This window comes from Duganella alba (assembly GCF_009674495.1).
Lineage (GTDB): Bacteria > Pseudomonadota > Gammaproteobacteria > Burkholderiales > Burkholderiaceae_D > Rugamonas > Rugamonas alba.
Map to the genome: position 1 here is coordinate 62,252 of NZ_WKJN01000028.1, position 19,901 is coordinate 82,152.

The 19,901-nt window shown below is 65.3% G+C and carries 15 protein-coding genes and 1 pseudogene; 12 read left to right on the top strand and 4 right to left on the bottom strand.

Annotation, left to right across the window (positions count from 1 at the left end):
• Window positions 1-44: 44 nt before the first annotated feature.
• Both GJ695_RS22935 and GJ695_RS22940 read right to left on the bottom strand, forming a co-directional pair.
• Window positions 45-3,482 carry a DUF6701 domain-containing protein gene (locus tag GJ695_RS22935; protein ID WP_154368882.1) on the bottom strand — a complete coding sequence of 1,146 codons (3,438 nt, stop codon included), beginning with the start codon at window positions 3,480-3,482 and terminating at the stop codon, window positions 45-47.
• A 68-nt stretch (window positions 3,483-3,550) separates the two neighbouring features.
• The gene (locus GJ695_RS22940; RefSeq protein ID WP_154368884.1) at window positions 3,551-5,164 is read right to left on the bottom strand and encodes a M28 family peptidase; all 1,614 of its coding nucleotides are present in this window, start codon (window positions 5,162-5,164) and stop codon (window positions 3,551-3,553) included.
• 74 nt (window positions 5,165-5,238) lie between these two features.
• On the opposite strand from GJ695_RS22940, the gene GJ695_RS22945 reads away from it, so the two are divergent.
• The 3 genes from GJ695_RS22945 (at window position 5,239) to GJ695_RS22955 (ending at window position 6,634) form a co-directional block, all read left to right on the top strand.
• A complete protein-coding gene (locus tag GJ695_RS22945) occupies window positions 5,239-6,042 on the top strand; it encodes an SDR family oxidoreductase (protein WP_154368886.1) in 804 nt (267 codons plus the stop codon).
• Window positions 6,043-6,149: 107 nt separating this feature from the next.
• Entirely contained in the window at window positions 6,150-6,365 is a 216-nt protein-coding gene (locus tag GJ695_RS22950; RefSeq protein ID WP_154360930.1) for a hypothetical protein, read from the top strand.
• A gap of 47 nt (window positions 6,366-6,412) precedes the next feature.
• Window positions 6,413-6,634 carry a hypothetical protein gene (locus GJ695_RS22955; protein ID WP_154368888.1) on the top strand — a complete coding sequence of 74 codons (222 nt, stop codon included), beginning with the start codon at window positions 6,413-6,415 and terminating at the stop codon, window positions 6,632-6,634.
• Between the two features lie 101 nt (window positions 6,635-6,735).
• Here the strand turns inward: GJ695_RS22955 and GJ695_RS22960 are convergent, their stop codons facing one another.
• The gene (locus tag GJ695_RS22960) at window positions 6,736-7,716 is read right to left on the bottom strand and encodes an alpha/beta fold hydrolase (protein WP_154368890.1); all 981 of its coding nucleotides are present in this window, start codon (window positions 7,714-7,716) and stop codon (window positions 6,736-6,738) included.
• Between the two features lie 31 nt (window positions 7,717-7,747).
• Window positions 7,748-8,638, bottom strand: coding sequence for an alpha/beta hydrolase (locus GJ695_RS22965; protein ID WP_154368892.1), 891 nt, complete (start codon window positions 8,636-8,638; stop codon window positions 7,748-7,750).
• 129 nt (window positions 8,639-8,767) lie between these two features.
• On the opposite strand from GJ695_RS22965, the gene GJ695_RS22970 reads away from it, so the two are divergent.
• The 9 genes and pseudogenes from GJ695_RS22970 to GJ695_RS23010 form a co-directional block, all read left to right on the top strand.
• Window positions 8,768-10,987, top strand: coding sequence for a DEAD/DEAH box helicase (locus GJ695_RS22970; RefSeq protein WP_154368894.1), 2,220 nt, complete (start codon window positions 8,768-8,770; stop codon window positions 10,985-10,987).
• A gap of 223 nt (window positions 10,988-11,210) precedes the next feature.
• Window positions 11,211-11,351 carry a hypothetical protein gene (locus GJ695_RS22975; protein ID WP_154368896.1) on the top strand — a complete coding sequence of 47 codons (141 nt, stop codon included), beginning with the start codon at window positions 11,211-11,213 and terminating at the stop codon, window positions 11,349-11,351.
• On the top strand, window positions 11,351-13,168 hold the full coding sequence (locus tag GJ695_RS22980; protein ID WP_154368898.1) for a TnsB C-terminal domain-containing protein: 1,818 nt from the start codon (window positions 11,351-11,353) through the stop codon (window positions 13,166-13,168). The genes GJ695_RS22975 and GJ695_RS22980 overlap by 1 nt, the downstream gene beginning before the upstream one ends.
• A gap of 302 nt (window positions 13,169-13,470) precedes the next feature.
• Entirely contained in the window at window positions 13,471-15,078 is a 1,608-nt protein-coding gene (locus tag GJ695_RS22985; protein ID WP_154368900.1) for a flavin monoamine oxidase family protein, read from the top strand.
• Window positions 15,075-15,500, top strand: a complete 426-nt coding sequence (locus tag GJ695_RS22990; protein WP_154368902.1) for a c-type cytochrome — start codon at window positions 15,075-15,077, stop codon at window positions 15,498-15,500. The genes GJ695_RS22985 and GJ695_RS22990 overlap by 4 nt, the downstream gene beginning before the upstream one ends.
• 11 nt (window positions 15,501-15,511) lie before the next feature.
• Window positions 15,512-16,024 carry a RidA family protein gene (locus GJ695_RS22995; protein ID WP_154368904.1) on the top strand — a complete coding sequence of 171 codons (513 nt, stop codon included), beginning with the start codon at window positions 15,512-15,514 and terminating at the stop codon, window positions 16,022-16,024.
• Window positions 16,025-16,100: 76 nt separating this feature from the next.
• Window positions 16,101-18,560: a TonB-dependent receptor plug domain-containing protein gene (locus GJ695_RS23000; RefSeq protein WP_154368906.1), complete on the top strand. Its 2,460-nt coding sequence runs from the start codon at window positions 16,101-16,103 to the stop codon at window positions 18,558-18,560.
• A gap of 216 nt (window positions 18,561-18,776) precedes the next feature.
• Window positions 18,777-19,670: an alpha/beta hydrolase gene (locus tag GJ695_RS23005; RefSeq protein WP_229260614.1), complete on the top strand. Its 894-nt coding sequence runs from the start codon at window positions 18,777-18,779 to the stop codon at window positions 19,668-19,670.
• Window positions 19,667-19,901: pseudogene (locus tag GJ695_RS23010) on the top strand (hypothetical protein); the annotation flags it as partial. The gene GJ695_RS23005 and the pseudogene GJ695_RS23010, both read left to right, overlap by 4 nt.

The following is a 19,901-nucleotide window of genomic DNA, read 5'->3' on the forward strand; positions in this document are numbered from 1 at the left end:
AAAACGGCCATCCTACCCCGTTTTGCGGCGCCGTGCAGCGCCGCTCAGTTATACACCTCGCGCGTGTAGATCACCGGGCCGGAGCGGAACGTGCCGAAGGTCAGGCGGCCGGTGTCGTAGACCGGCAGGTAGACCGGCATGGCGGCATTGGTCGGCGTCGGGTTGAGGCTGACGTCCGCCCAGCCGCTGGCGTTCGGCGGCGCGACCATGAACATCGCCTTGCCGTTGGCGAACGTCACCGTGGACGGCACCAGCCGCATGGCGGCGCAGTTGATGCCATTGCAATTTTTGAACACGCCACCGTCGGCCGCCACGCTGAAGCTGGCGCCTGGCACGCTGCTGTTCGGTGGTGTGCCGCTGGTCGGGAACAGCGGATTGAACAGCCAGGTCTTGGCCGCCGCCGAGTAGTACATGGCGCGCACCTCGACCGGCACCTTGGCGGTGGTGGGGCCGTAGGCATTGGCCGTCATCATCTTGCCGCTGACGATGGTGAGCGGCGCCTCGATCGCGCCGCTGCGCGCCGAGGTGGCGCCGTCGCTGTCGGCCGCGCGCACGAAGATGGTGGCCGGCGCACCGGGCACGGCCGGCGGAGACTGGCTGGCGACATAGTCCAGCGCCGGCAGGGCGCTGCCGTTGAGCAGGCCCACGCCCTTGGCAAACAGGAACGACGGCGTCACCGCGTTCAGGACGGTATTGGCGCTGCCGTCGGCCACGTTGGCCGCCGACAAGGTGATGGCGCGGGCCACGTCTTCGGTGTCGGTGCTGCCGGCGCTGCGCAGGCGGTAGTTCTTCGACAGCGTGGTGGCGTCCTTGTAGACGTTCAGCTGGATGTTGAAGCCCTGTTTGGCATACAGGAAATTGCCTTGATCGTAGGGCTTGGCGCAAGGATTGCTGTAGCCGCCCAGCTGGGCGCAAGGCATTTGTGCGCCAGGCAGCAGCACGGTATCGAAATGGTGCGGGGCGAAGCGCAGGTCGACGGTGCCGACGGTCTTGAAGCCGGTCGCGGTGGTGTTCAGGTAGTAAGTGCTGCTGTTGGACAGCGCGGCGTTCAGCGTGATGACGCCGGTTTCGCGGAACACCCACAGGCCGCTGCTGTCGGTGTTGCTCTGGCCGATGCCGCCGGCAATCCGCGCGAACGTGCCCTGGGTCAGCATGGCCGGGGTGATCGGCTCGCCGTCGCTCGGGAACTTGAGCACGACCTGGCCGATGGTAAACGACTGCGCCGGGGTTTCCTGGCCAAAATTGGGCGTGACATCGCCCTTGGCATTGACGGCGCTGACCTTGAGCACGAACGGATCGCTGGCGCGCGCGAAGGCGGTCTTGTTGATGGTGATGTCCGGGGTGGGCTTGCCGACGATCTGGAACGATGCCGGGGCGGCGGTAAAGCTGGTGCTGCCGGCGGCGTCGACGGCGCTGGTGTTGTAACTGGCGCCAACGCTCATCAGGCCGACATCCGGGTATTTGACGGAGAGCGTGCCGACCCCGTTGCTGTCGAGCGTGACGCCGACCGGCGTGGTGCCGCCATTGCAGGCGACCGCCTTGTCGCCGCTGCCCAGCAGGAGCGCAGCCGTGCCGCTGGCCGGGTTCTTGTAGCCGCAGCTGAAATTCATCTGCACCGGACCTTGCGCCAGGGGCACGCAGGAGGCGTTGTTGGGACCGGCCTTGAGCGCCTGGATGTTCATCAGCACGTTGGAGGACATCGATACATGATCCGGCACCGCCAGTTGCACGCCGGCGGCGGAGAACGTCATGTTGCACTGGTTGGTGCTGTTGCTGCTGGCGGAGTTGATGCAGCTGGTGTTGGCCCCGGCTGACAGCGCCGCCGTCTCCGCTTTCTGGTCGTACACCATGGCGTTGCCGGTGCCGGTGAAGGTGACCTGGCCGCCGCCCGGCGTCAGCGTCACGGTGGTGCTGCCGTTGTAGGTGCTGGTGCAGTTGGCGTCGGCGCAGGCGCGCAGCGTGACCGGCGAGCCCTGGCAGGTCAGGCCCTGACCGTTGTGGGTGATCTGGATGTGGTCGGCGCCGCTGGACGGGGCCGCGCCGCAGGTCGGCTGGTAGTTGGGATCGGCCTTGGTGACGCAGCTGCACAGGGCGGCGCCGGGGCCGGTGCAGGTGATGGTCTTGGTGACGCTGTTGCCCCAGTCGATGTAGATCGAATTGACCGCCGCGTTGCCGTTGACCACGGCGTTGCTGGCGCGGGTGTTGACGTTGCGCGCGCTCAGGTCGCCGTTGATGGTGGTGCCGGAGCCCATGTCGACGTCGCCGGTGACGGTGGCGTTGCCGTTGATGACGGCGTTCGAGGCGCGCATCGTCAGGTTGCCGGTCTTGACGGTGCCGGTGATGGCGGTGCCGCTGCCCATGTCCAGCGAGGTGGTGGCGGTGACCGCGCCCTTGACCGTGATGTTGGAGGCATTCAGCGTCACCACCGGCGCGACGATGTCGCCGGTGATCGAGCTGCCGGAACCGACCGTCAGCGACACGCTGGCCTTGACGCCGCCGTTCAGCGTGACCGGCGAGTTGGTGGTGACGGTGGCGCCGCTGATCAGGCCGCCGACGGTGATGCTGGAGCCGAGATCGATGGTGGTCGCGGCGTCGATGGCGCCGTTGATGGTGCCCGGCGAATTGGTCTTGACCGCATACGCGGTGACGTTGCCGGTCACCTTGATGCCCGATCCCAGGTCGGCCACGCTGCTGCTGTTGGTCTTGCTCAGCGTGATCGAGCCGTTGATGGTGACGCTGGAATTGGTGGTGATGCTGGTGGCGCTGACCGAACCGTTGATGGTGTTGGACGAGCCGAGGTTGACCGCGTTGGTAATCGTCAGCGCGCCCATGGTCACGCTGGAATTGGTGGTGATCGAGCCGCCGCTGACGGCGCCGTTGATGGTGTTGCTGGAGCCGAGGTTGATGCTGCCGGCCACCGACAGCGGCCCCAGGTTGACGCTGGAATTGGTGGTGATGGAACCGGCCGTGCTGGTGACCGCGCCGGTGATGGTGGAGCTGGAGCCCAGGTTGATGTTGCCGCTGGTGGTCACGCTGCCGCCGATGTAGGTCGACGAGCCGCCGGTGGTGAGTGTGGCGGCGGTGACGTTGGCGGTGATGCTCTGGGCGTTGGAGCCCAGCTTGAAGTTGCCGCCGGCGATCAGCGCGCCGCCGCTGACGTTCAATCCATTGGACGCGGACAGGTCGATGTTGCCGGTGGCGCGCAGCACGGCGCTGCCGCTCATCGACAGGCCCTGGGCGTAGGCCAGCGCCACGTCGCTGTTGACGACCACGGTGTAGCCGCTGCTGATGACGGCGGTGTCGTTGGCGCCCAGCGGCAGGGCGGCGCAGGTGTAGGTGCTGCCTGTCAGCGGACACACCGGCACCGTGTTGCTGCCGTTGAAATTGACGTTGGCGGCCGACGCGGCGCCGGCCAGCAGCAGGGCGGCGGCGGCCGCGCCCCAGCGGCCGCGCCGCAACATGATCAAAACATTAAGCCACACGACTATCCCCGGTTGTACGCCCTGCCTGAATTATAGGCGGACTCGCTCCGTTTCCATGTGGCATTTCTTTAACGCTTGATCTTGCCGAAGGCGTCGCCGGCCTTCCAGGTCTGCATTTTCGGCGCGTTAGCCACTTCGTAGCCCAGGTTCAGCGTGAACTGCGCCTGCTGCACCATGCCCGACAAGTCCCAGTCGGCGTGGTATTCGTCGGACGGCTGGTGGTAGTCCTGCTTGAACGCCACCAGGCGCGCGCGCGATTTCTCCTGGTCCTTGACGAAGTCGAAGTAGCCGTCGCCCGAGAACACCGCCGAGCCGACGTTGAAGGCCGGGATGCCGGCGCGGGCGAAGTTGAAGTGGTCGGCGCGGAAGTAGGCGCCCGACAGGTCGGGAATGGCCGGTGCCAGCGTCAGGCCCATTTTCTTTGCCACCACGCCGGCCGCCGCGTACAGGCTGCTGCGCTCGGAACCGGCGACGCCGATGTCGCGCGTCTTGCCGACGAAGTTCATCGAATCGAGATTCAGGTCGGCGCTGGTCTTGTCCAGCGGCCAGGCCGGGTTCTTGACGTAGGCGGCGCTGCCCAGCAGGCCGGTTTCCTCGGCCGCCGGCCACAGGAAGACCTGGGTGCGTTTGGCCGGGTGCCTGACCGCTTCCTGCGCCATCGCCAGCAGCGCGGCGACGCCGGAGGCGTTGTCGATGGCGCCGTTCCAGATATGGTCGCCCTTGGCCGCGTCGTCGATGCCCAGGTGGTCCCAGTGGGCCGAGTAGACCACCGCTTCGGCTTTCAGCTTCGCATCGGTGCCGGGCACGATGCCGGCCACGTTGAACTGTTCGATCTGGCGGATCTTGCTCTTTACCTCCGCGTGCAGCTTGACCTTCAGGTCGACCGGGCGGAAGTCGCGGCGCTCGGCGTCGGCGCGCAGCTTGTCGAGATCGAAGCCGCCGGCGGCGAACAGCGTGCGCGCGGTCTCTTCCTGCAGCCAGCCTTCGATCGGATTGCCGCTGCCGGCCAGGTGGAAGCGTTCGTGCGCGAAGCTGGTGGCCGGCACGCTCCACGCGTAGGAGGCGGACGGCGTGGTGTGGATCAGCAGCACGCCGGCGGCGCCCTGGCGCACCGCTTCCTCAAACTTGTACAGCCAGCGGCCGTAGTAGGTATAGGCCTTGCCGGCGAAGCGGTTTGGTTCCTCGGCGGTCGGCTGCGGGTCGTTGACCATCATGACCAGCAGCTTGCCCTTCATGTCGATGCCCTTGTAGTCGTCCCAGTTTTCTTCCGGGGCGACGGCGCCGTAGCCGACGAACACCAGCGGCGCATCGACGGTGACGTCTTCCTTGCCGCCGAAGCTGCCGAACACGATCTCGCTGCCGTTGGCCGGCGTCAGGATCTTGCCGCTGTCGGCGCTGAAGCGCGTGAAGCTGCCCGGCAACAGCCTGCTGCCTTCCATCTTGACGGACTGGCGGTAGCCGCCATCGGCCAGCGGTTTCAGGCCGATGACGGCGGCCTGCGTTTCCAGGTAGCGCACCGCGAGGTCGCCGCCGCGCTGGCCGGTGCCGCGGCCCTCGAACAAATCGTCGGCCAGGAAGGACAGGTGGGCGCGCAGCGGCGCTTCGGCGACAACAGGTTGCTGGGCGTGGGCTTGCAGGGCAAGGCCGGCAGCAAGGGTGAGGGCGAGAACGGGAAGGCGCATTAAGTTACTCCGTGATGTAATTCTTGAACAGAAGGCGGTAATCTTACTGTATATGCCAAAAATAAAGGGGACCTATGAATACCATCATCATCACCGGCGCATCGGACGGCATCGGCGCGGAAATCGCGCGGCAACTGGCACGCAAGCACGGCGCCGATGTGGCGCTGGTGCTGGCCGCCCGCAACGCCGCCATGCTGGAGCAGGTGGCGGCGCAGTGCGCGGCGCTGGGCGCGCGGACGCTGGTGGCGCCCACCGACGTTTCGGTACAGGCGCAGTGCGTGGCGCTGGTGGATGCGGCGATCGCCCGCTTCGGCAGCATCGATGCGCTGATCAACAACGCCGGCCGCTCCGCGCACGCGCTGTTCGCCGAGGTCGAAGACCTGGGCTGGTACGAGGAACTGATGCGGATTAATTTGTGGGGCAGCGTGTGGTGCACGCATGCGGCGCTGCCGTTCCTGAAGCAGTCGCGCGGGCGCATCGTCGCCGTGTCGTCGCTGGCGGGGCTGGTCGGCGTGCCCGGACGCACCGCCTACAGCGCCACCAAGTTCGCCATGGCCGGCTTCTTCGAGGCGCTGCGCGCGGAACTCAAGCCGGCCGGCGTCAGCGTGACCACCGCCTATCCCGGCGTAGTGGCGACGCAGATCCGCCACCGCGGCTACAACGCCGCCGGCGGACAGCTGGGCAGCAGCAGCCTGAAAGAGGACCAGGCCATGCCGGTGGAGGAGTGCGCGGCGCTGATCATCGCCGGCATGCACGCGCGCCAGCGCGAGGTGGTGATGTCGACCAAGGGCAAGCTGGGACGCTGGCTGAAACTGATCGCGCCGGGCCTGGTGGAGAAGATCGCGCTGGCGGCCCTCAAGGACGATGTGAAACCGTGATTGTAAGCAATTGTAATGGTCGTCAACTGGACTGTCGGACGCCGCGTTTTTTGCTCATGCGACACAGGAATTGTCCTGATGCCGAAAACCCCGAAAAGGAAAACATCATGTCCAAAGTAATCGCTTCTCTGATCGCCGGCCTGTTCGCAACCGCAGCTTTCGCGCAAACGCCTGCCACCACCCCTGCCGCTCCAGAAGCCAAGCCAGCCGTGGAAAAAACCGAAGCGAAACCAGCCGCGAAGAAAAAAGTACATCACAAGGCTAAAGAAGCCAAACCGGCAGACGCAGCACCTGCCGCAGCAGCACCAGCAGCAAGCAAGTAATCAAGCAAGTAATTATATAAACCGTATAAACTAAAGAGGACTGAATCATGAAAAAAGTAATCGCTACCCTGATCGCCGGCCTGTTCGCTTCCGCTGCCTTCGCTCAAACCCCTGCGCCAGCCGCTTCGGCTTCGGCATCGGCCAGCGCCTCGGCTCCTGCCGCTTCGGCGCCAGCCGCCAAGAAAGCGACCCACAAGAAGCACGTCAAAGCATCGGCAGCAGCTGAAGCTTCGACCCCGGCAGCTGCGGCGCCAGCAGCCAGCAAGTAATCAAGTAAGCCTCGGGCTTGACGTGCCGCCCCGGACCCTCCGGGCCTGGGCGGCGCAAGAGAAAAGACGGATTCCAACTCCGTCTTTTCTGCATTGGCATTTCAGCGATTCAGTTCCTCAAGCAGCGCGCGATGGAAGGCCGCCGGGTCTTCCATCTGTGGCGCGTGTCCCATGCCCTTGAATTCCACCAGGCGCGCATTCGGTATTTTCTTCACGGTTTCCTTGCCCAGCACATTGTAGTGGCCCAGCTTCGCCTTGACGTCCGGCGGCGCCACGTCCTTGCCGATGGCGGTGGTGTCGGCGTCGCCGATCAGCAGCGAGGTCGGTACCTTCAGCAGCGGGAATTCGTACACCACCGGCTGGGTGAAGATCATGTCGTAGATCAGCGCCGAATTCCACGCCACCAGCTTGTGGCCCGGACCGGCGTTCAGGCCGGCCAGCATGTCCACCCACTTGTCGTATTCCGGCTTCCAGTTGCCGACGTAGTAGGTCGCCTTTTCATACGAACGCACGCTGTCGGCCGACAGCTTCTGCTCGCGCGCATACCACTGGTCCACGCTTGGCGCGGGCACGCCCATCGCCTTCCAGTCCTCCAGCCCGATCGGGTTGACCAGCACCAGGCGCGCCACGGCGTCCGGATACATCAGCGCATAGCGGGTGGCCAGCATGCCGCCGGTCGAGTGACCGACCAGCACGGCCTGCTTGACGCCGATGCTCTTCAGCAGCGCATCGGTGTTCGCGGCCAGCTGCTGGAAGGTGTATTGATAGTGCTCCGGTTTGGAAGAGGCGCAAAAGCCGATCTGGTCCGGCGCCACCACGCGGTAGCCGGCCTTGGCCAGTTCGGTGATGGTCTGGTCCCAGGTCGCGCCGCAGAAGTTTTTACCGTGCAGCAGGACAGCAGTCTTGCCGTTGGCCGCGACGGTCGGCGCCACGTCCATATACGCCATCTCCAGCTTCACGCCCTGCGAGGTGAAGCTGTATTTCTGCAGCGGATGCGGGTAGTTAAAGCCTTCCAGCTGGGGACCGTAGGTGGCGGCGGACGCCGAGCCGGCAAGCAGCGCGGCGGTGAGCAGGATGCGCATGAGGAGAAACTCCGTCTAAGTAAAACACTTACTATAGCGCTTTCAGCACGCCGATGTCTTTGAGCCAGTTTTCCACCAGCGACGGCCAGGACGAAATCGGATGCTCCTTGTCGCGCAGGCCGAAAGCGTGGCCGCCCTTGGCGAACAGATGGACTTCCGCCGGCACGCCCGCGTGGTCCAGCGCCTCCGCATAAAGCAGGCTGTTGCACACCGGGTCGACCGGATCGTCCCAGGCTTGCAGCAGAAAGGTCGGCGGCGTGTTGGCGGTGACGCGGATGCTGCCGTCGAATTTGCCGCCGGGGCGGCACAGGTGGCCCGGATACAGCGCGATGGCGAAGTCCGGACGGCTGCTGATCCTGTCCACCGCATCGACCGGCTTGTAGGCCGGCGTGAAGATGTTGCTGGTCTGCGCCACCAGGTAGCCGCCGGCCGAGAAGCCGATCACGCCGATCCTTGCCGGATCGATATTCAGTTCCCTGGCCCTGGAGCGCACCAGCCGGATGGTGCGCTGCGCATCCTGCAGCGCGCGCGGCACCTTGGGCGTGATGTGGCAGTTGCATTTCTCGTCCCAGTAGTGGTTGCCGTTGGGGACGCGGTATTTAAGGAGCACGCAGGTGATGCCACGCGCGGTCAGCCAGTCGCAGATCTCCGTACCCTCCAGATCCATGGCCAGCACCTTGAAGCCGCCGCCGGGGAACACCACCACCACCGCGCCGCTATTGTCGCCCTGGGGCGGATACACCGTCATGGTCGGCACGCTCACATCGCTGACCTTGGTCCAGCCGCCGTGGCCCTCGGCGCGCGCGGAGGACTCGGGTTTCGGCGCGGCGATGGCGTCCGGGGCCGCGCCGGGCCAGATCGGCGTCTGCGCCTGCACGCCGCCAGCCAGCAGCGCTAATGCAAGGAAGGTAATCTTGAGCATATAAGAATGAAAAGACTGCATTTTGCCCTGATTTCACGTAAAAAACCGCGAGTTCCGGCCAGACAGAGTAAACTACGCACAAATTTCTTTCGCAATTCGGCGATTCGAACAATTTTTTTGAGTGACGCCATGTCTGCAACTCCAGTCTCCCCTATTGCCCTTTTTTCCGATCTCGATCTCGGCGCCCCGCTTACCAAGGCGCTGAACGACGTTGGCTATGAGTCGCCGTCGCCGATCCAGGCCGCGACCATCCCGCTGCTGATGCAGAACCTCGACGTGCTGGGCCAGGCCCAGACCGGCACCGGCAAGACCGCCGCCTTTGCGCTGCCGATCCTGGCGCGCATCGACATCAAACAGACCACGCCGCAGGCGCTGGTGCTGGCGCCGACGCGCGAACTGGCGATCCAGGTCGCCGAGGCGTTCCAGACCTACGCCACGCACATTCCCGGCTTCCACGTGCTGCCGATCTACGGCGGCCAAAGCTACGGCCCGCAGCTGTCGGCGCTGCGCCGCGGCGTGCACGTCGTGGTCGGCACCCCTGGCCGCGTGATCGATCACCTGGACAAGGGTTCGCTCGACCTGTCCAAGCTGAAAACGCTGGTGCTGGACGAAGCGGACGAAATGCTGCGCATGGGCTTTATCGACGACGTCGAACGCATCCTGCAGGAGACGCCGGAATCGCGCCAGACCGCGCTGTTCTCGGCCACCATGCCGTCGGCCATCCGCCGCATCGCCAACACCTACCTGCGCAATCCGAAGGAAATCACGGTCGCCGCCAAAACCGGCACCAATGAAAACATCCGCCAGCGCTACTGGCTGGTGTCCGGCATGCACAAGCTGGACGCGCTGACCCGCATCCTGGAAGCCGAGAACTTCGACGGCATGATCATCTTCTCGCGCACCAAGCTGGGCACCGAGGAACTGGCGCAGAAGCTGCAGGCACGCGGCTTCTCGGCCGCCGCCATCAACGGCGACATCCAGCAGGCGCAGCGCGAGCGCACCATCCAGCAGCTGAAGGACGGCAAGATCGACATCCTGGTGGCGACCGACGTCGCCGCCCGCGGCCTGGACGTGGAGCGCATCTCGCACGTGGTCAACTACGACGTGCCGCACGATCCGGAAAGCTACACCCACCGCATCGGCCGCACCGGCCGCGCCGGCCGCAGCGGCGAGGCGATCCTGTTCATCACGCCGCGCGAAAAAGGCCTGCTGAAGATGATCGAACGCTCGACGCGCCAGCCGATCGGCCAGCTGGAGCTGCCGACCATCCAGGCGGTCAACGACGTCCGCATCGCCAAGTTCAAGCAGCAGATCACCGACACGCTGGCAGAAGGCGGCCTGGAACAGTTCCAGTCGCTGATCGAGGACTTCGAGCGCGAGCAGAACGTGCCGGCGCTGGAAATCGCCGCCGCCCTGGCCAAGATGGCCCGTGGCGACGTGCCGCTGCTGCTGGACAAGAAACAGGTCACGCAGTGGGAAGAGCGTCCTGCACGCGCCACCTCGTCGTTCGACCGCCCTGAACGCGGCGACCGCTTCGGCGACCGCGCCGAGCGTGGCGAACGCAGCGAGCGCTTCCCGAAAAAGGAACGCATCGTGCGCGAATCGGAACCGGGCATGCGCACCTACCGCATTGAAGTGGGCTACCAGCACGGCGTCAAGCCGGGCAACATCGTCGGCGCCATCGCCAACGAAGGCGGCATCGACTCCAAGAACATCGGCCGCATCGAGATCTACGACGACTACGCGGTGCTGGACATGCCGGACACCCTGAGCCGCGAAGCGCTGGACATGATGGCCGGCATCCGTGTCGCCGGCCAGGCGCTGCGCATCAGCGTGGACGGCGAGGGCGCGCCAGCAGCGTCGGCGCCAGCGCCGGCCAAGCCGGTCAAGGCCGCCGCCGTCAAGCCGGTCAAGCCAGCCGCCGCCGCGCCGTCGCCGGCCGCGTCGCCACTGGAGAAAACCGTGCGCGCCGCCGCCGAGGAAGTGGACGACGCCCCGGCCAAGAAGAAAAAGGAAAAAATCGGCAAGCAGTCGGTGCCGATGAGCGCCTTCCGCGTTGAAGTGGGCCGCGCCAATGAAGTCACGCCAGCCAACATCGTCGGCGCCATCGCCAACGAGACCGGCCTGGAAGCGAAGTACATCGGCCGCATCGAGATCTTCGACAACCACACCATGTTGGAATTGCCGGATGGCATGCCTGACGACATGTTCAAGAGCCTGGGCAAGGTCTGGGTCGGCGGCGCGCAGCTGAAGATCAGCCAGGTTGACCGCATGCCGCCGGAATCGGCCAAGCACACGCCGCCGAAAAAGCCGGCGCCGGGCGCCAAGCCTAAAGCCAAGAAGTACTGATACCACGGGGCCGCAAGGCCCCGTTTTCATTCCTGCCCATGCACAGCGCCGGTGCTGCATTGCACCAAAACAAAGCTTGTCGAAGGTTAAAGAGCCGCAGTCGCCAGCGTTGTCATAGTAGAAGCAAGCTGGCCCGCTTATTGCATATGTGATAGCACAATCGTGATAAGTGGCGGCGGCATCAGCGCCTCAAACCTGGAGACGTTAGCGTGGGAGCAAGGCAATGACTTCATTCAGGAAGCTGTGGACTGTCTTGGTTGATTCGATCAAGCCGCAAATGCTGCGCGAATCGAATATGGGACCGCATTCGATCTACGTCGATACGCGGCCGTTCAACGCTGGCAATTTCTCCAAGGGGCGCTAATGCTGCTGCGGAACGACCTGCTGCACTACACGCATCCGTCGCCGCGCACCGTCCGCATCCTTTGGATCTCACCCGAGCAAAGCCACGCCTATGTATTCGACGTGGCGGCGCTCTCGGCGGAAGTCGAGATGATCCAACTGTCGGCGCTGCACGCCGACATCCGGGCCGGCCATGCCAGCGTGCTGGCGGCCGATCCTTACCTGATGGTGGTCAGCCAGGAACTGCTGCCGCCGAAACACCTGCAACTGCGTGCGCGCGCCTGGGAAATCATCGAGGCGCTGGTGGCGCAGGAGCCGGGCATCTACGAGGCGCGCCAGCGCGGCCAGCTGATCGCCCAGGCCACCGCGCAGCATGCGGTGTCGCATCCCACCATCTACCGCTACCTGCGCCGCTACTGGCAGCGCGGGCAGACGCCCAATGCGCTGCTGCCGGACTACAGCAATTCCGGCGGCCGTGGCAAGGTGCGCCAGTCGTCGGCCGGCGTCAAGCGCGGCAGGCCGCGCAAGAACGGCGCTGACGCCGGTCCGGGCCTGAATGCGGACGAAGACATCCGCCGCACCTTCCGTGTCGCCACGGCCCGCTATGCGGCCGCCAACGCCAAGTTCTCGCGGCTGGGCGCCTACCAGCAGATGCTGGGCGATTTCTTTGTCGAGCGCCGCATCGATCCAGCCTCCGGGCGGGTGCAGGCGGCATCGCCGGGCGCCGCCACCGAGGTGCCGACCTTCGGCCAGTTCAATTACTGGCTCGATCACGACGACGACCGGCCGCCGGAGGTGGCGCGCCGCCAGCCTGCGGCCAGCGTGGTCGCGGGCGCGCTGCAGCAGCCGCTGGCGGCGCTGCCGCCCGGCCGTCCCGGCGCCGGCTTCTACCTGGACGCCGTGCGCGCCGAGGTGCAGCTGGTGTCGCGCGCCGACCGCCTGCAGGCCATCGGCCAGCCGCTGGTGTACGTGGTGACGGACACCTTCAGCCGCATGGTGTGCGGCGTCTACATCGGCCTGGGCGAGGCGCAGTGGCCGCACGCCATGCTGGCGCTGGCCAACTGCGGCGCCGACAAGCAGCGCTACAGCCAGCAGCTCGGCCGCCGCATCGAGGCCGAGCAGTGGCCGTGCCGCCACCTGCCGGAAACGCTGCTGGCCAACGCCGCGCTGACGCTGGGCTGGAGCGGCGACACGCTGCTGAACAACTTCAACCTGCGCTGCGTGGCGGTGGAGGAGGGGCCGTCCGACTGGCGCGCGGTGCTGGAAAAACGTTTCCGCCTGCTGGCGCCGAATGCGCAGGGCGCGCCATGCCGGCTGGATGGCGTGATGGACCTGGACCAGTTCACCCGCATCGTCATCGACTGCATCCTGTACTACAACAACCGCCAGGCGCTGGCCGCCGCGGACGGCGCCACGCCGCGCCGCTTGTGGGACTGGGGTGTGGAAAACCGCGGTGGCGGATTAAAGATCTATCCTGAGCACCTGATCCGCTGCAGCCTGATGCCGGTGGCACAAGCCACCGTCACCGCCGACGGCATCGCGCTATACGATAGTTGGTACAGTTGTGCGCGCGCCATCAACGAGCGTTGGTTCGAACGGGCGCGCCTGCGCGGTCCATGGCAGGTCAAGGTGGCCTACGACCCGTCCAACATGGACACGGTTTATTTGCTGGATGCCGCCGCGCCGATGCAGTTCCACGCCTGCCACCTGGCCGACAACAGCCTGGCGCACCTGCATCTGTCGACCACCGAGATTGCGCACCTTCCGCGTGCACAGGCCGCGCTGCCTGCCGCCGCGCTACGTAGCACTACGCAGAGTTACGCCAGCTTCGTCGGTTAATTTCCGTCCACCTTCGTGCACTGCATCTTAACGGTGCAGTGCATTTTTTTTGTCCGGCCTGAACAAAGTTCTGTCGCTACGAATAAAGTTTGTCGTCCGCTCCCGGCTTTAACGTGTATAGACAAGCATTTACGGATAGCCGTAAAAACATTGTTTTATATCGTTTATGCCGTTTCCTTGTGTAACGCCTGCAAGCCGAAACAGCTTTATTTTTTTGTCATCTGTGGCACGCCGTTTGCTAATGAAGAGGTATGGGCATGCAAGTCGCCCAAGGGTTTTTCAGCAGATTGGCGAGGAAGCAGATGGATAGCAAAACGGTAAAACCATTTAAATCATTTAGCTCATTGACGAGGAGGGATTTCTTGTACCGGACCGCGGCGGTTGGCGGCACCGGCCTGCTGTTGAGTACCATGAGTGCGTGGGGCATGGGCATCGAGTCCACCGCCTCGGCGCCGCCGGCCCTGAGCGGCAGCGGCAAGGGCAAGAAGGTGTTGATCCTGGGCGCCGGCCTGGCCGGCATGACGGCGGCGTTCGAGCTGGAGAAGCTGGGCTACAAGGTGCAGATCCTGGAAGCGCGCGCCTTTGCCGGCGGCCGTTGCCAGACGGCGCGCAAGGGCTTCAGCCTGACCGAGTTGGGCGGCGAAAAGCAGACCTGCGCATTCGACGACGGCCACTACATCAATCACGGCCCATGGCGCATTCCGCTGCATCACCAGTCGACGCTGCACTACACCAGGCTGTTTGAGGTGCCGCTGGAAGTGATGGTCAACGAGAACGACCACTCCTACGTGTATTCCGAAAACGCCGGTCCGTTCGCCGGCAAGCGCCTGCGCATCAAGGAAGTGAAAGCCGACATGCGCGGCAACGTCTCCGAGCTGCTGGCCAAGTCGGTCAAGAATCATCAGCTGGACCAGGAACTGAGCGCCGACGACCAGCGCCTGCTGCTGGACTATCTGCAACATGAAGGCGCGCTGACGCCGGGCGACCTGCAATACAAGGGCCGCAGCGGTCGCGGCTTCGCCACCAATCCTGGCGCCGGCATCAATCCGGGACCGGGCAAGCTGTCCGACCCGCTGGGCTTCAAAGACCTGCTGGCGTCGAAGCTGGGCAATGTCTACAGCGCGGTGCAGGATTTCCCGATGCAGAACACCATGTTCCAGCCGGTGGGCGGCATGGACTCCATCGCCAAGGCGTTCGAAAAACGCGTCGGCAAAAACATTCGCTACAAATCCGAAGTACAGACCATCCGTCAGAACGACAAGGGTGTGACGGTTACCTACAAGGATACCGGCACCAATAAAGTCAGCTCCATCAGCGCCGACTACTGCCTGTGCGCCATCCCGCTGTCGGTGCTGCGCCAGATCGATACCGATTTTTCGGACAAATTCAAGAAGGCCGTCGCCACCGTGGCGTACGCGCCGGTGGGCAAGATCGGCCTGCAGATGAAGCGCCGCTTCTGGGAAGAGGACGACCATATCTACGGTGGTCACATCATGACCGACCTGAAAGGCATCAACCAGATCTCGGTGCCGTCGTATGGCTTCCAGAAAAAGAAGGGCGTGCTGCTCGGCTACTACCAGTACCAGACGGCCGCGATTGAAATCAGCGCGTTGTCGCCGAAGGAACGCGCCGAGTTCGCGCTGGCCGCCGGCCAGAAGATCTTCCCGCAGTACACGGAGAACTTCGAGAACGCGTTCTCGGTCGCCTGGCACCGCGTGCAGTACAACCTGGGCGGCTGGGCCGAGTGGACCGAGAAGACCCGCGCCGCCGCCTATCCGACCCTGGTGGAGGGCGAAGGCCGCATCCTGCTGGCCGGCGAGCACCTGAGCTACCTGACCGGCTGGCAGGCCGGCGCCATCGAGTCGGCGTGGCAGCAGCTGGCCAAGATCCATGAAAGGGCCAGCGCATGAGAGACACGCTGATCAAGGCCGTGATGGCGATCGTGGCCACCGTGCTGGCGGCGGCGTCGTCGCCGTCGCGGGCGCAGGACGCGGGACCGGCGCTCGATGGCAAGGGGCTGTTCCTGAAGAACTGCGCGGCCTGCCACCAGCCGACCGGCAAGGGCATACCCGGCGCCTTCCCGGCGCTGGCGGGGAACAAGTTCGTGCAGGGGAAAAACACCGACGTCGCCACCGTGCTGCTGAAGGGGCGCGGCGGCATGCCGGACTTCAGCGAATCGCTGAGCGACCGCGATATCGCCACCGTGCTGACCTTCGTGCGCTCCAACTGGGGCAACAAGGCCGACGGCCTGACCGAAGCGGATGTCGGCGCGCTGCGCACCGCACTCGGCGTCGACGCCTTCGGCGACGCCAGCATGTCCAACAAACACTGAAAGAGCACACAATGAAAAAAGCAATCGTTAGCCTGTTGATCTCCGCCGCCTGCGGCAGCGCCTTCGCCGCCGCGCCGAAAGCCGACATCGTCCGCCACAAGATTCCCAACTCCGACTTTCCGATCGCGCTGGCGGTGAGCATTCCGCCGACCGCCACCATCCACTTCATCAGCGGCCAGGTGCCGGCGGTGGTGAACAAGGACGCGCCGGCCGATTCGCTGGAAGCCTTCGGCGACACCAAGACCCAGACCGAGTCGGTGCTCAAGAAGATCAAGGAAGTCCTGCAGGGCATGAAGCTGGAGATGTCCGACGTGGTGAAGATGCAGGTGTTCCTGGTCGGCGATCCGGCCAAGGGCGGCAAGGCCGACACCAAGGGCTTCATGGAAGCCTACACCCAGTACTTCGGCGCGACCGCCCAGCCAGGCCCTCAGATGAACCTGCCGGCGCGCGCCGTGGTGCAGGTGGCGGGCCTGAGCAACGCCGGCTGGCTGGTGGAAATCGAAGTGGTCGCCGCCAAAAAATAAAAGATACGTAGCAAATCGGGAGTTGTGTTTTCGGGTCTTACCTTCGCTTTTATTCAAAAAAATGGGGAATTAAAATATGCATAAGGCCACACTGAAGATCGGCGTTGCTGCCGTGTTGTCCACTTTAGCTTTCGGCGTGTACGCCGCCGCGCCAGCCGCCGATGACGCGGTCGCCGCAGCGCCGGCCGACGCCGACGCGCCCAACGTCGGCGCGGTGATCGTCACCGGCACGCGTTCCAGCGGCATCAAGGTTGAAAACAGCGCATCGCCGATCCAGGTGCTTGACTCGGCATCGCTGCAGCGCACCGGCCAGCCGGACCTGATCCAGGCGCTGGCGCAGAATCTGCCGTCGTTCACGGCGCAGGCCTTCGGCGGCGACGCCGCCAACATGACGCTGTCGGCGCGCCTGCGCGGCCTGAGCCCGAACAACACGCTGGTCCTGATCAACGGCAAGCGCCGTCACGGCACCGCCAACCTGGCGGTGCTGGGCGGACCATACCAGGGCGGCGCGGCGGCCGACCTGAACTACATTCCCGTGTCGGCCATCGACCACATCGAGGTGCTGCAGGACGGCGCCGCCGCCCAATACGGCTCCGACGCGATCGCCGGCGTGGTCAACGTCATCCTGAAATCGAACAACCATGGCGGCACCGCCACCGTCAGCGGCGGCGGCTACGTCGATGGCGGCGGCCGCACGCTGGACGGCACCGCCAACATCGGCGTGACGCCGTTCCAGGACGCCTTCCTGAGCCTGACCGCCGAATCGAAATACCACGGCTACAGCGACCGTGGCGGCATCGACCCGCGCGTGGTCGATCCGGCCAACATGGCGGCCTATCCGGGCATGTTCCGTGAACCGGGCTACCCGCACGTCAACCATATTTCGGGCGACGCGCAGTACCACCTGAACACCTTCGCCGCCAACTTCGGCTGGGACGTCAACGCCGACAGCCAGCTGTATGCGTTTGCCACCGCCGGCCGCAAGGAAGCGCGCGCGTTCGAGAACTATCGCCTGCCGAGCCGCCTGCCGCTGATCTATCCTACCGGCTTCTCGCCGAAGGAAACCATGAAGGAAGACGACTTCGCGTTCACCGGCGGCTACAAGACCAAGCTGGCCGGCTGGAACGTGGACCTGAGCTCGACCTATGGCCGCGACAAGGCGCGCATCGGCGTGGCCGATTCGGGCAACGTCTCGCTGTTCACCGACACCGGCTACACGCCGACCGTGTTCAGCGCCGGCACCTTCATCGCCAGCCAGCTGACCACCACGCTGGAAGCGTCGAAGGAATTCGACATCGGCTGGTCCAAGCCGCTGAACATCGCCGGCGGTATCGAGCACCGCGTCGACAAGTACGAGATCCAGGCCGGCGACGCGGCGTCGCGCTACAAGGAAGGTTCGCAGTCCTACCCAGGCTTCTCGCTGACCGACGCCGGCAGCCACCGCCGCACCAACCAGGCCGCCTACCTGGACTTCGCCGGCAATCCGATCCAGGACCTGACGGTCGACCTGGCGGGCCGCTATGAGCACTTCAGCGACTTCGGTAACGCCAAGGTGGGCAAGCTCACCAGCCGCTACGACTTCTCGCCGGTGGTGGCGATGCGCGGCACCTTCTCGAACGGGTTCCGGGCGCCGACCCTGGCCGAGGAATACTACTCGGCCACCAACGTCGGCCCGACCACCGCCTTCGTGCAGCTGGCGCCGAATTCAGCCGGCGCGAAACTGGTGGGCGTCGATGGCCTGAAGCCTGAACGCTCCACCAACTTCAGCCTGGGCCTGGTGCTGAACCCTGCCAACAACGTGGCGATGACGCTGGACGTCTACCAGATCAAGATCCGCGACCGCATCGTCGGTTCGGGCGCGCTGTACGGCTCCGGCGGTTCGGTGAATTCGCCGGCGGTGACGGCGGCCATCAAGGCCAACGGCAACGTGCTGGACAGCACCGTCAGCCAGACCGGTATCAACATCTTCTCCAACGCCGTCGACACCCGCAGCCGCGGCCTGGAGTTCGTCACCACGGTGAACTCCAACTACGGCACCGCCGGCAAGGTGGACTGGTCGATCGCCGCCAACTACAACAAGGTGGAAGTCACCAAGATCAACCAGGCGCCGACGCAGCTGCTGCCGCAGACGCTGCTGGACAAGACCGCGATCTCCGATCTGGAAACCGCGTCGCCGAAAGTGCGCGTGAACCTGGGCGCACTGTGGAAGATCGGTAACTGGACCGTCAACCTGCGCGAAGCGATCTACGGCAAATCGTCGGAGTACGGCAGCGAAGACGGTTCGGTGTACCACCTGACCGAAATCTCGGCCAAGGCGATCACCGATCTGGAAGTCGGCTACAAGATCAACAACGCCTGGTCGCTGGCTGTCGGCGCCAACAACCTGTTCAACAAGTATCCGAATGGCGTGAATCCGGCGCTGCTGGCTGACCAGCGCGCGGCGGGCGACAACGCGGCGGTCACCGTGCTGCCGAGCTTCTCGCCGTTCGGCATCAACGGCGGCTACTACTACGCACGCGCCAACTACAAGTTCTAAGCGGGGGCTTAGTTGCTTTTTGGGCCGCCTTTCGGCGGCCCTTTTTTTTACCCCTGACGAAAGGGTCTGACCCAGGGTCAGGGTAGGGGCTTCGCCCCGCCGGCCCATGGGCCGGCCCCTGGCCGCAGCGCTGTGCGGGTTTCACAGGTGCCGCATAGTCAGCATGCTCTTGGTGTAGCATGGCGGCTCAATCGAGGAGCAGGCATGCTGAAAAAAATGAGAACAACCCTGCTGGCCGCCGCCATGGCGGGCAGTGTCGGCGGCGCGGCGGCCGCGCCGATGTCGTTGCAGGATTACCTGGCCCTGAGCGGCCCGGCGCCGACGCGCCATGTGACCTACGGCGCGGCGCCGTCGCAGTTCGCGGAGCTGTTCCAGCCTGCCGGCGACGGCCCGTTCCCGGTGGCGGTGATCATCCACGGCGGCTGCTGGACCAAGGAGTTCGGCGGCATCACGCAGATGCGCAATATGGCCGGCGACCTGGCCGCGCAGGGCATCGCGGTGTGGAATCTGGAGTACCGCCGCTACGATGAGGAGGGCGGCGGCTACCCGGGCATGTACCACGACGTGGCCACCGCGATGGACCGCCTGCGCCTGCTGGCGCCGGAGCACAAGCTGGATTTGTCGCGCATCGTGCTGGTGGGCCATTCGGCCGGCGGCCACCTGGCGCAATGGGCCGGCGCGCGCGCGCGGCTGCCGCGCACCAGTCCTCTGTACGTGGCCGATCCGCTGCCGGTGCCGGTGGTGATCAGCCTTGGCGGCCTGGCCGACCTGCGCAACGAGGAAGCGCTGATCAAGACCAGCTGCGACCGCGACATGGCGCAGCTGGCCGGCGTCGCCAGCGCCGCGCGTCCCGATATCTTCAGCGACACCTCGCCGGCGGAGATGCTGCCGCTTGGCGTGCGCACGGTGCTGATTCACGGCGAGCATGACACCATCGCGCCGCTGCGCGTCGGCCAGGACTATGCGCGCCGCGCGCAGGCGGCCGGCGATGCGGCGGAAGTGGTATCGCTGCCGGGCGGCAGCCACTATGATGAAGTCGCCGCCACGTCGCCGTCCTGGCGCATCGTGTCGGCGCATATCCGCAAGGCGCTCGGTCTCCAGCCACGATGAACCAGCGGCGCGCCGCCAACCTGGGATGCATCGTCCTGCTGCATCTGGCGCTGTTGTGGGCGGTGATGCGGCCGTTGCCGTCGGCGGCGCCGCGTGGCGAGCGCGTGTGGATACAGTGGCTGCGGCCCCTGACGCTCCGCCCACGCACCACGCCGCCCGCGCCGCCGCCACGCCCGGCCGCGCAGCCGGTCTCGCCGAAGCCGCCGGCCGCTACCGCGTCACCGCCTGTCG

What these genes read in the sequence shown, in the direction of transcription:
- GJ695_RS22950 (WP_154360930.1), top strand. Translation starts at nt 6,150, where the DNA reads ATGTCCAAAGTAATCGCTTCTCTGATCGCCGGCCTGTTCGCAACCGCA.
- GJ695_RS22980 (WP_154368898.1), top strand. Translation starts at nt 11,351, where the DNA reads ATGCTGCTGCGGAACGACCTGCTGCACTACACGCATCCGTCGCCGCGC.
- GJ695_RS22960 (WP_154368890.1), bottom strand. Translation starts at nt 7,716, where the DNA reads ATGCGCATCCTGCTCACCGCCGCGCTGCTTGCCGGCTCGGCGTCCGCC.
- GJ695_RS22975 (WP_154368896.1), top strand. Translation starts at nt 11,211, where the DNA reads ATGACTTCATTCAGGAAGCTGTGGACTGTCTTGGTTGATTCGATCAAG.
- GJ695_RS22955 (WP_154368888.1), top strand. Translation starts at nt 6,413, where the DNA reads ATGAAAAAAGTAATCGCTACCCTGATCGCCGGCCTGTTCGCTTCCGCT.
- GJ695_RS23005 (WP_229260614.1), top strand. Translation starts at nt 18,777, where the DNA reads ATGAGAACAACCCTGCTGGCCGCCGCCATGGCGGGCAGTGTCGGCGGC.
- GJ695_RS22985 (WP_154368900.1), top strand. Translation starts at nt 13,471, where the DNA reads ATGGATAGCAAAACGGTAAAACCATTTAAATCATTTAGCTCATTGACG.
- GJ695_RS22965 (WP_154368892.1), bottom strand. Translation starts at nt 8,638, where the DNA reads ATGCTCAAGATTACCTTCCTTGCATTAGCGCTGCTGGCTGGCGGCGTG.
- GJ695_RS22940 (WP_154368884.1), bottom strand. Translation starts at nt 5,164, where the DNA reads ATGCGCCTTCCCGTTCTCGCCCTCACCCTTGCTGCCGGCCTTGCCCTG.
- GJ695_RS23000 (WP_154368906.1), top strand. Translation starts at nt 16,101, where the DNA reads ATGCATAAGGCCACACTGAAGATCGGCGTTGCTGCCGTGTTGTCCACT.
- GJ695_RS22995 (WP_154368904.1), top strand. Translation starts at nt 15,512, where the DNA reads ATGAAAAAAGCAATCGTTAGCCTGTTGATCTCCGCCGCCTGCGGCAGC.
- GJ695_RS22945 (WP_154368886.1), top strand. Translation starts at nt 5,239, where the DNA reads ATGAATACCATCATCATCACCGGCGCATCGGACGGCATCGGCGCGGAA.
- GJ695_RS22990 (WP_154368902.1), top strand. Translation starts at nt 15,075, where the DNA reads ATGAGAGACACGCTGATCAAGGCCGTGATGGCGATCGTGGCCACCGTG.
- GJ695_RS22970 (WP_154368894.1), top strand. Translation starts at nt 8,768, where the DNA reads ATGTCTGCAACTCCAGTCTCCCCTATTGCCCTTTTTTCCGATCTCGAT.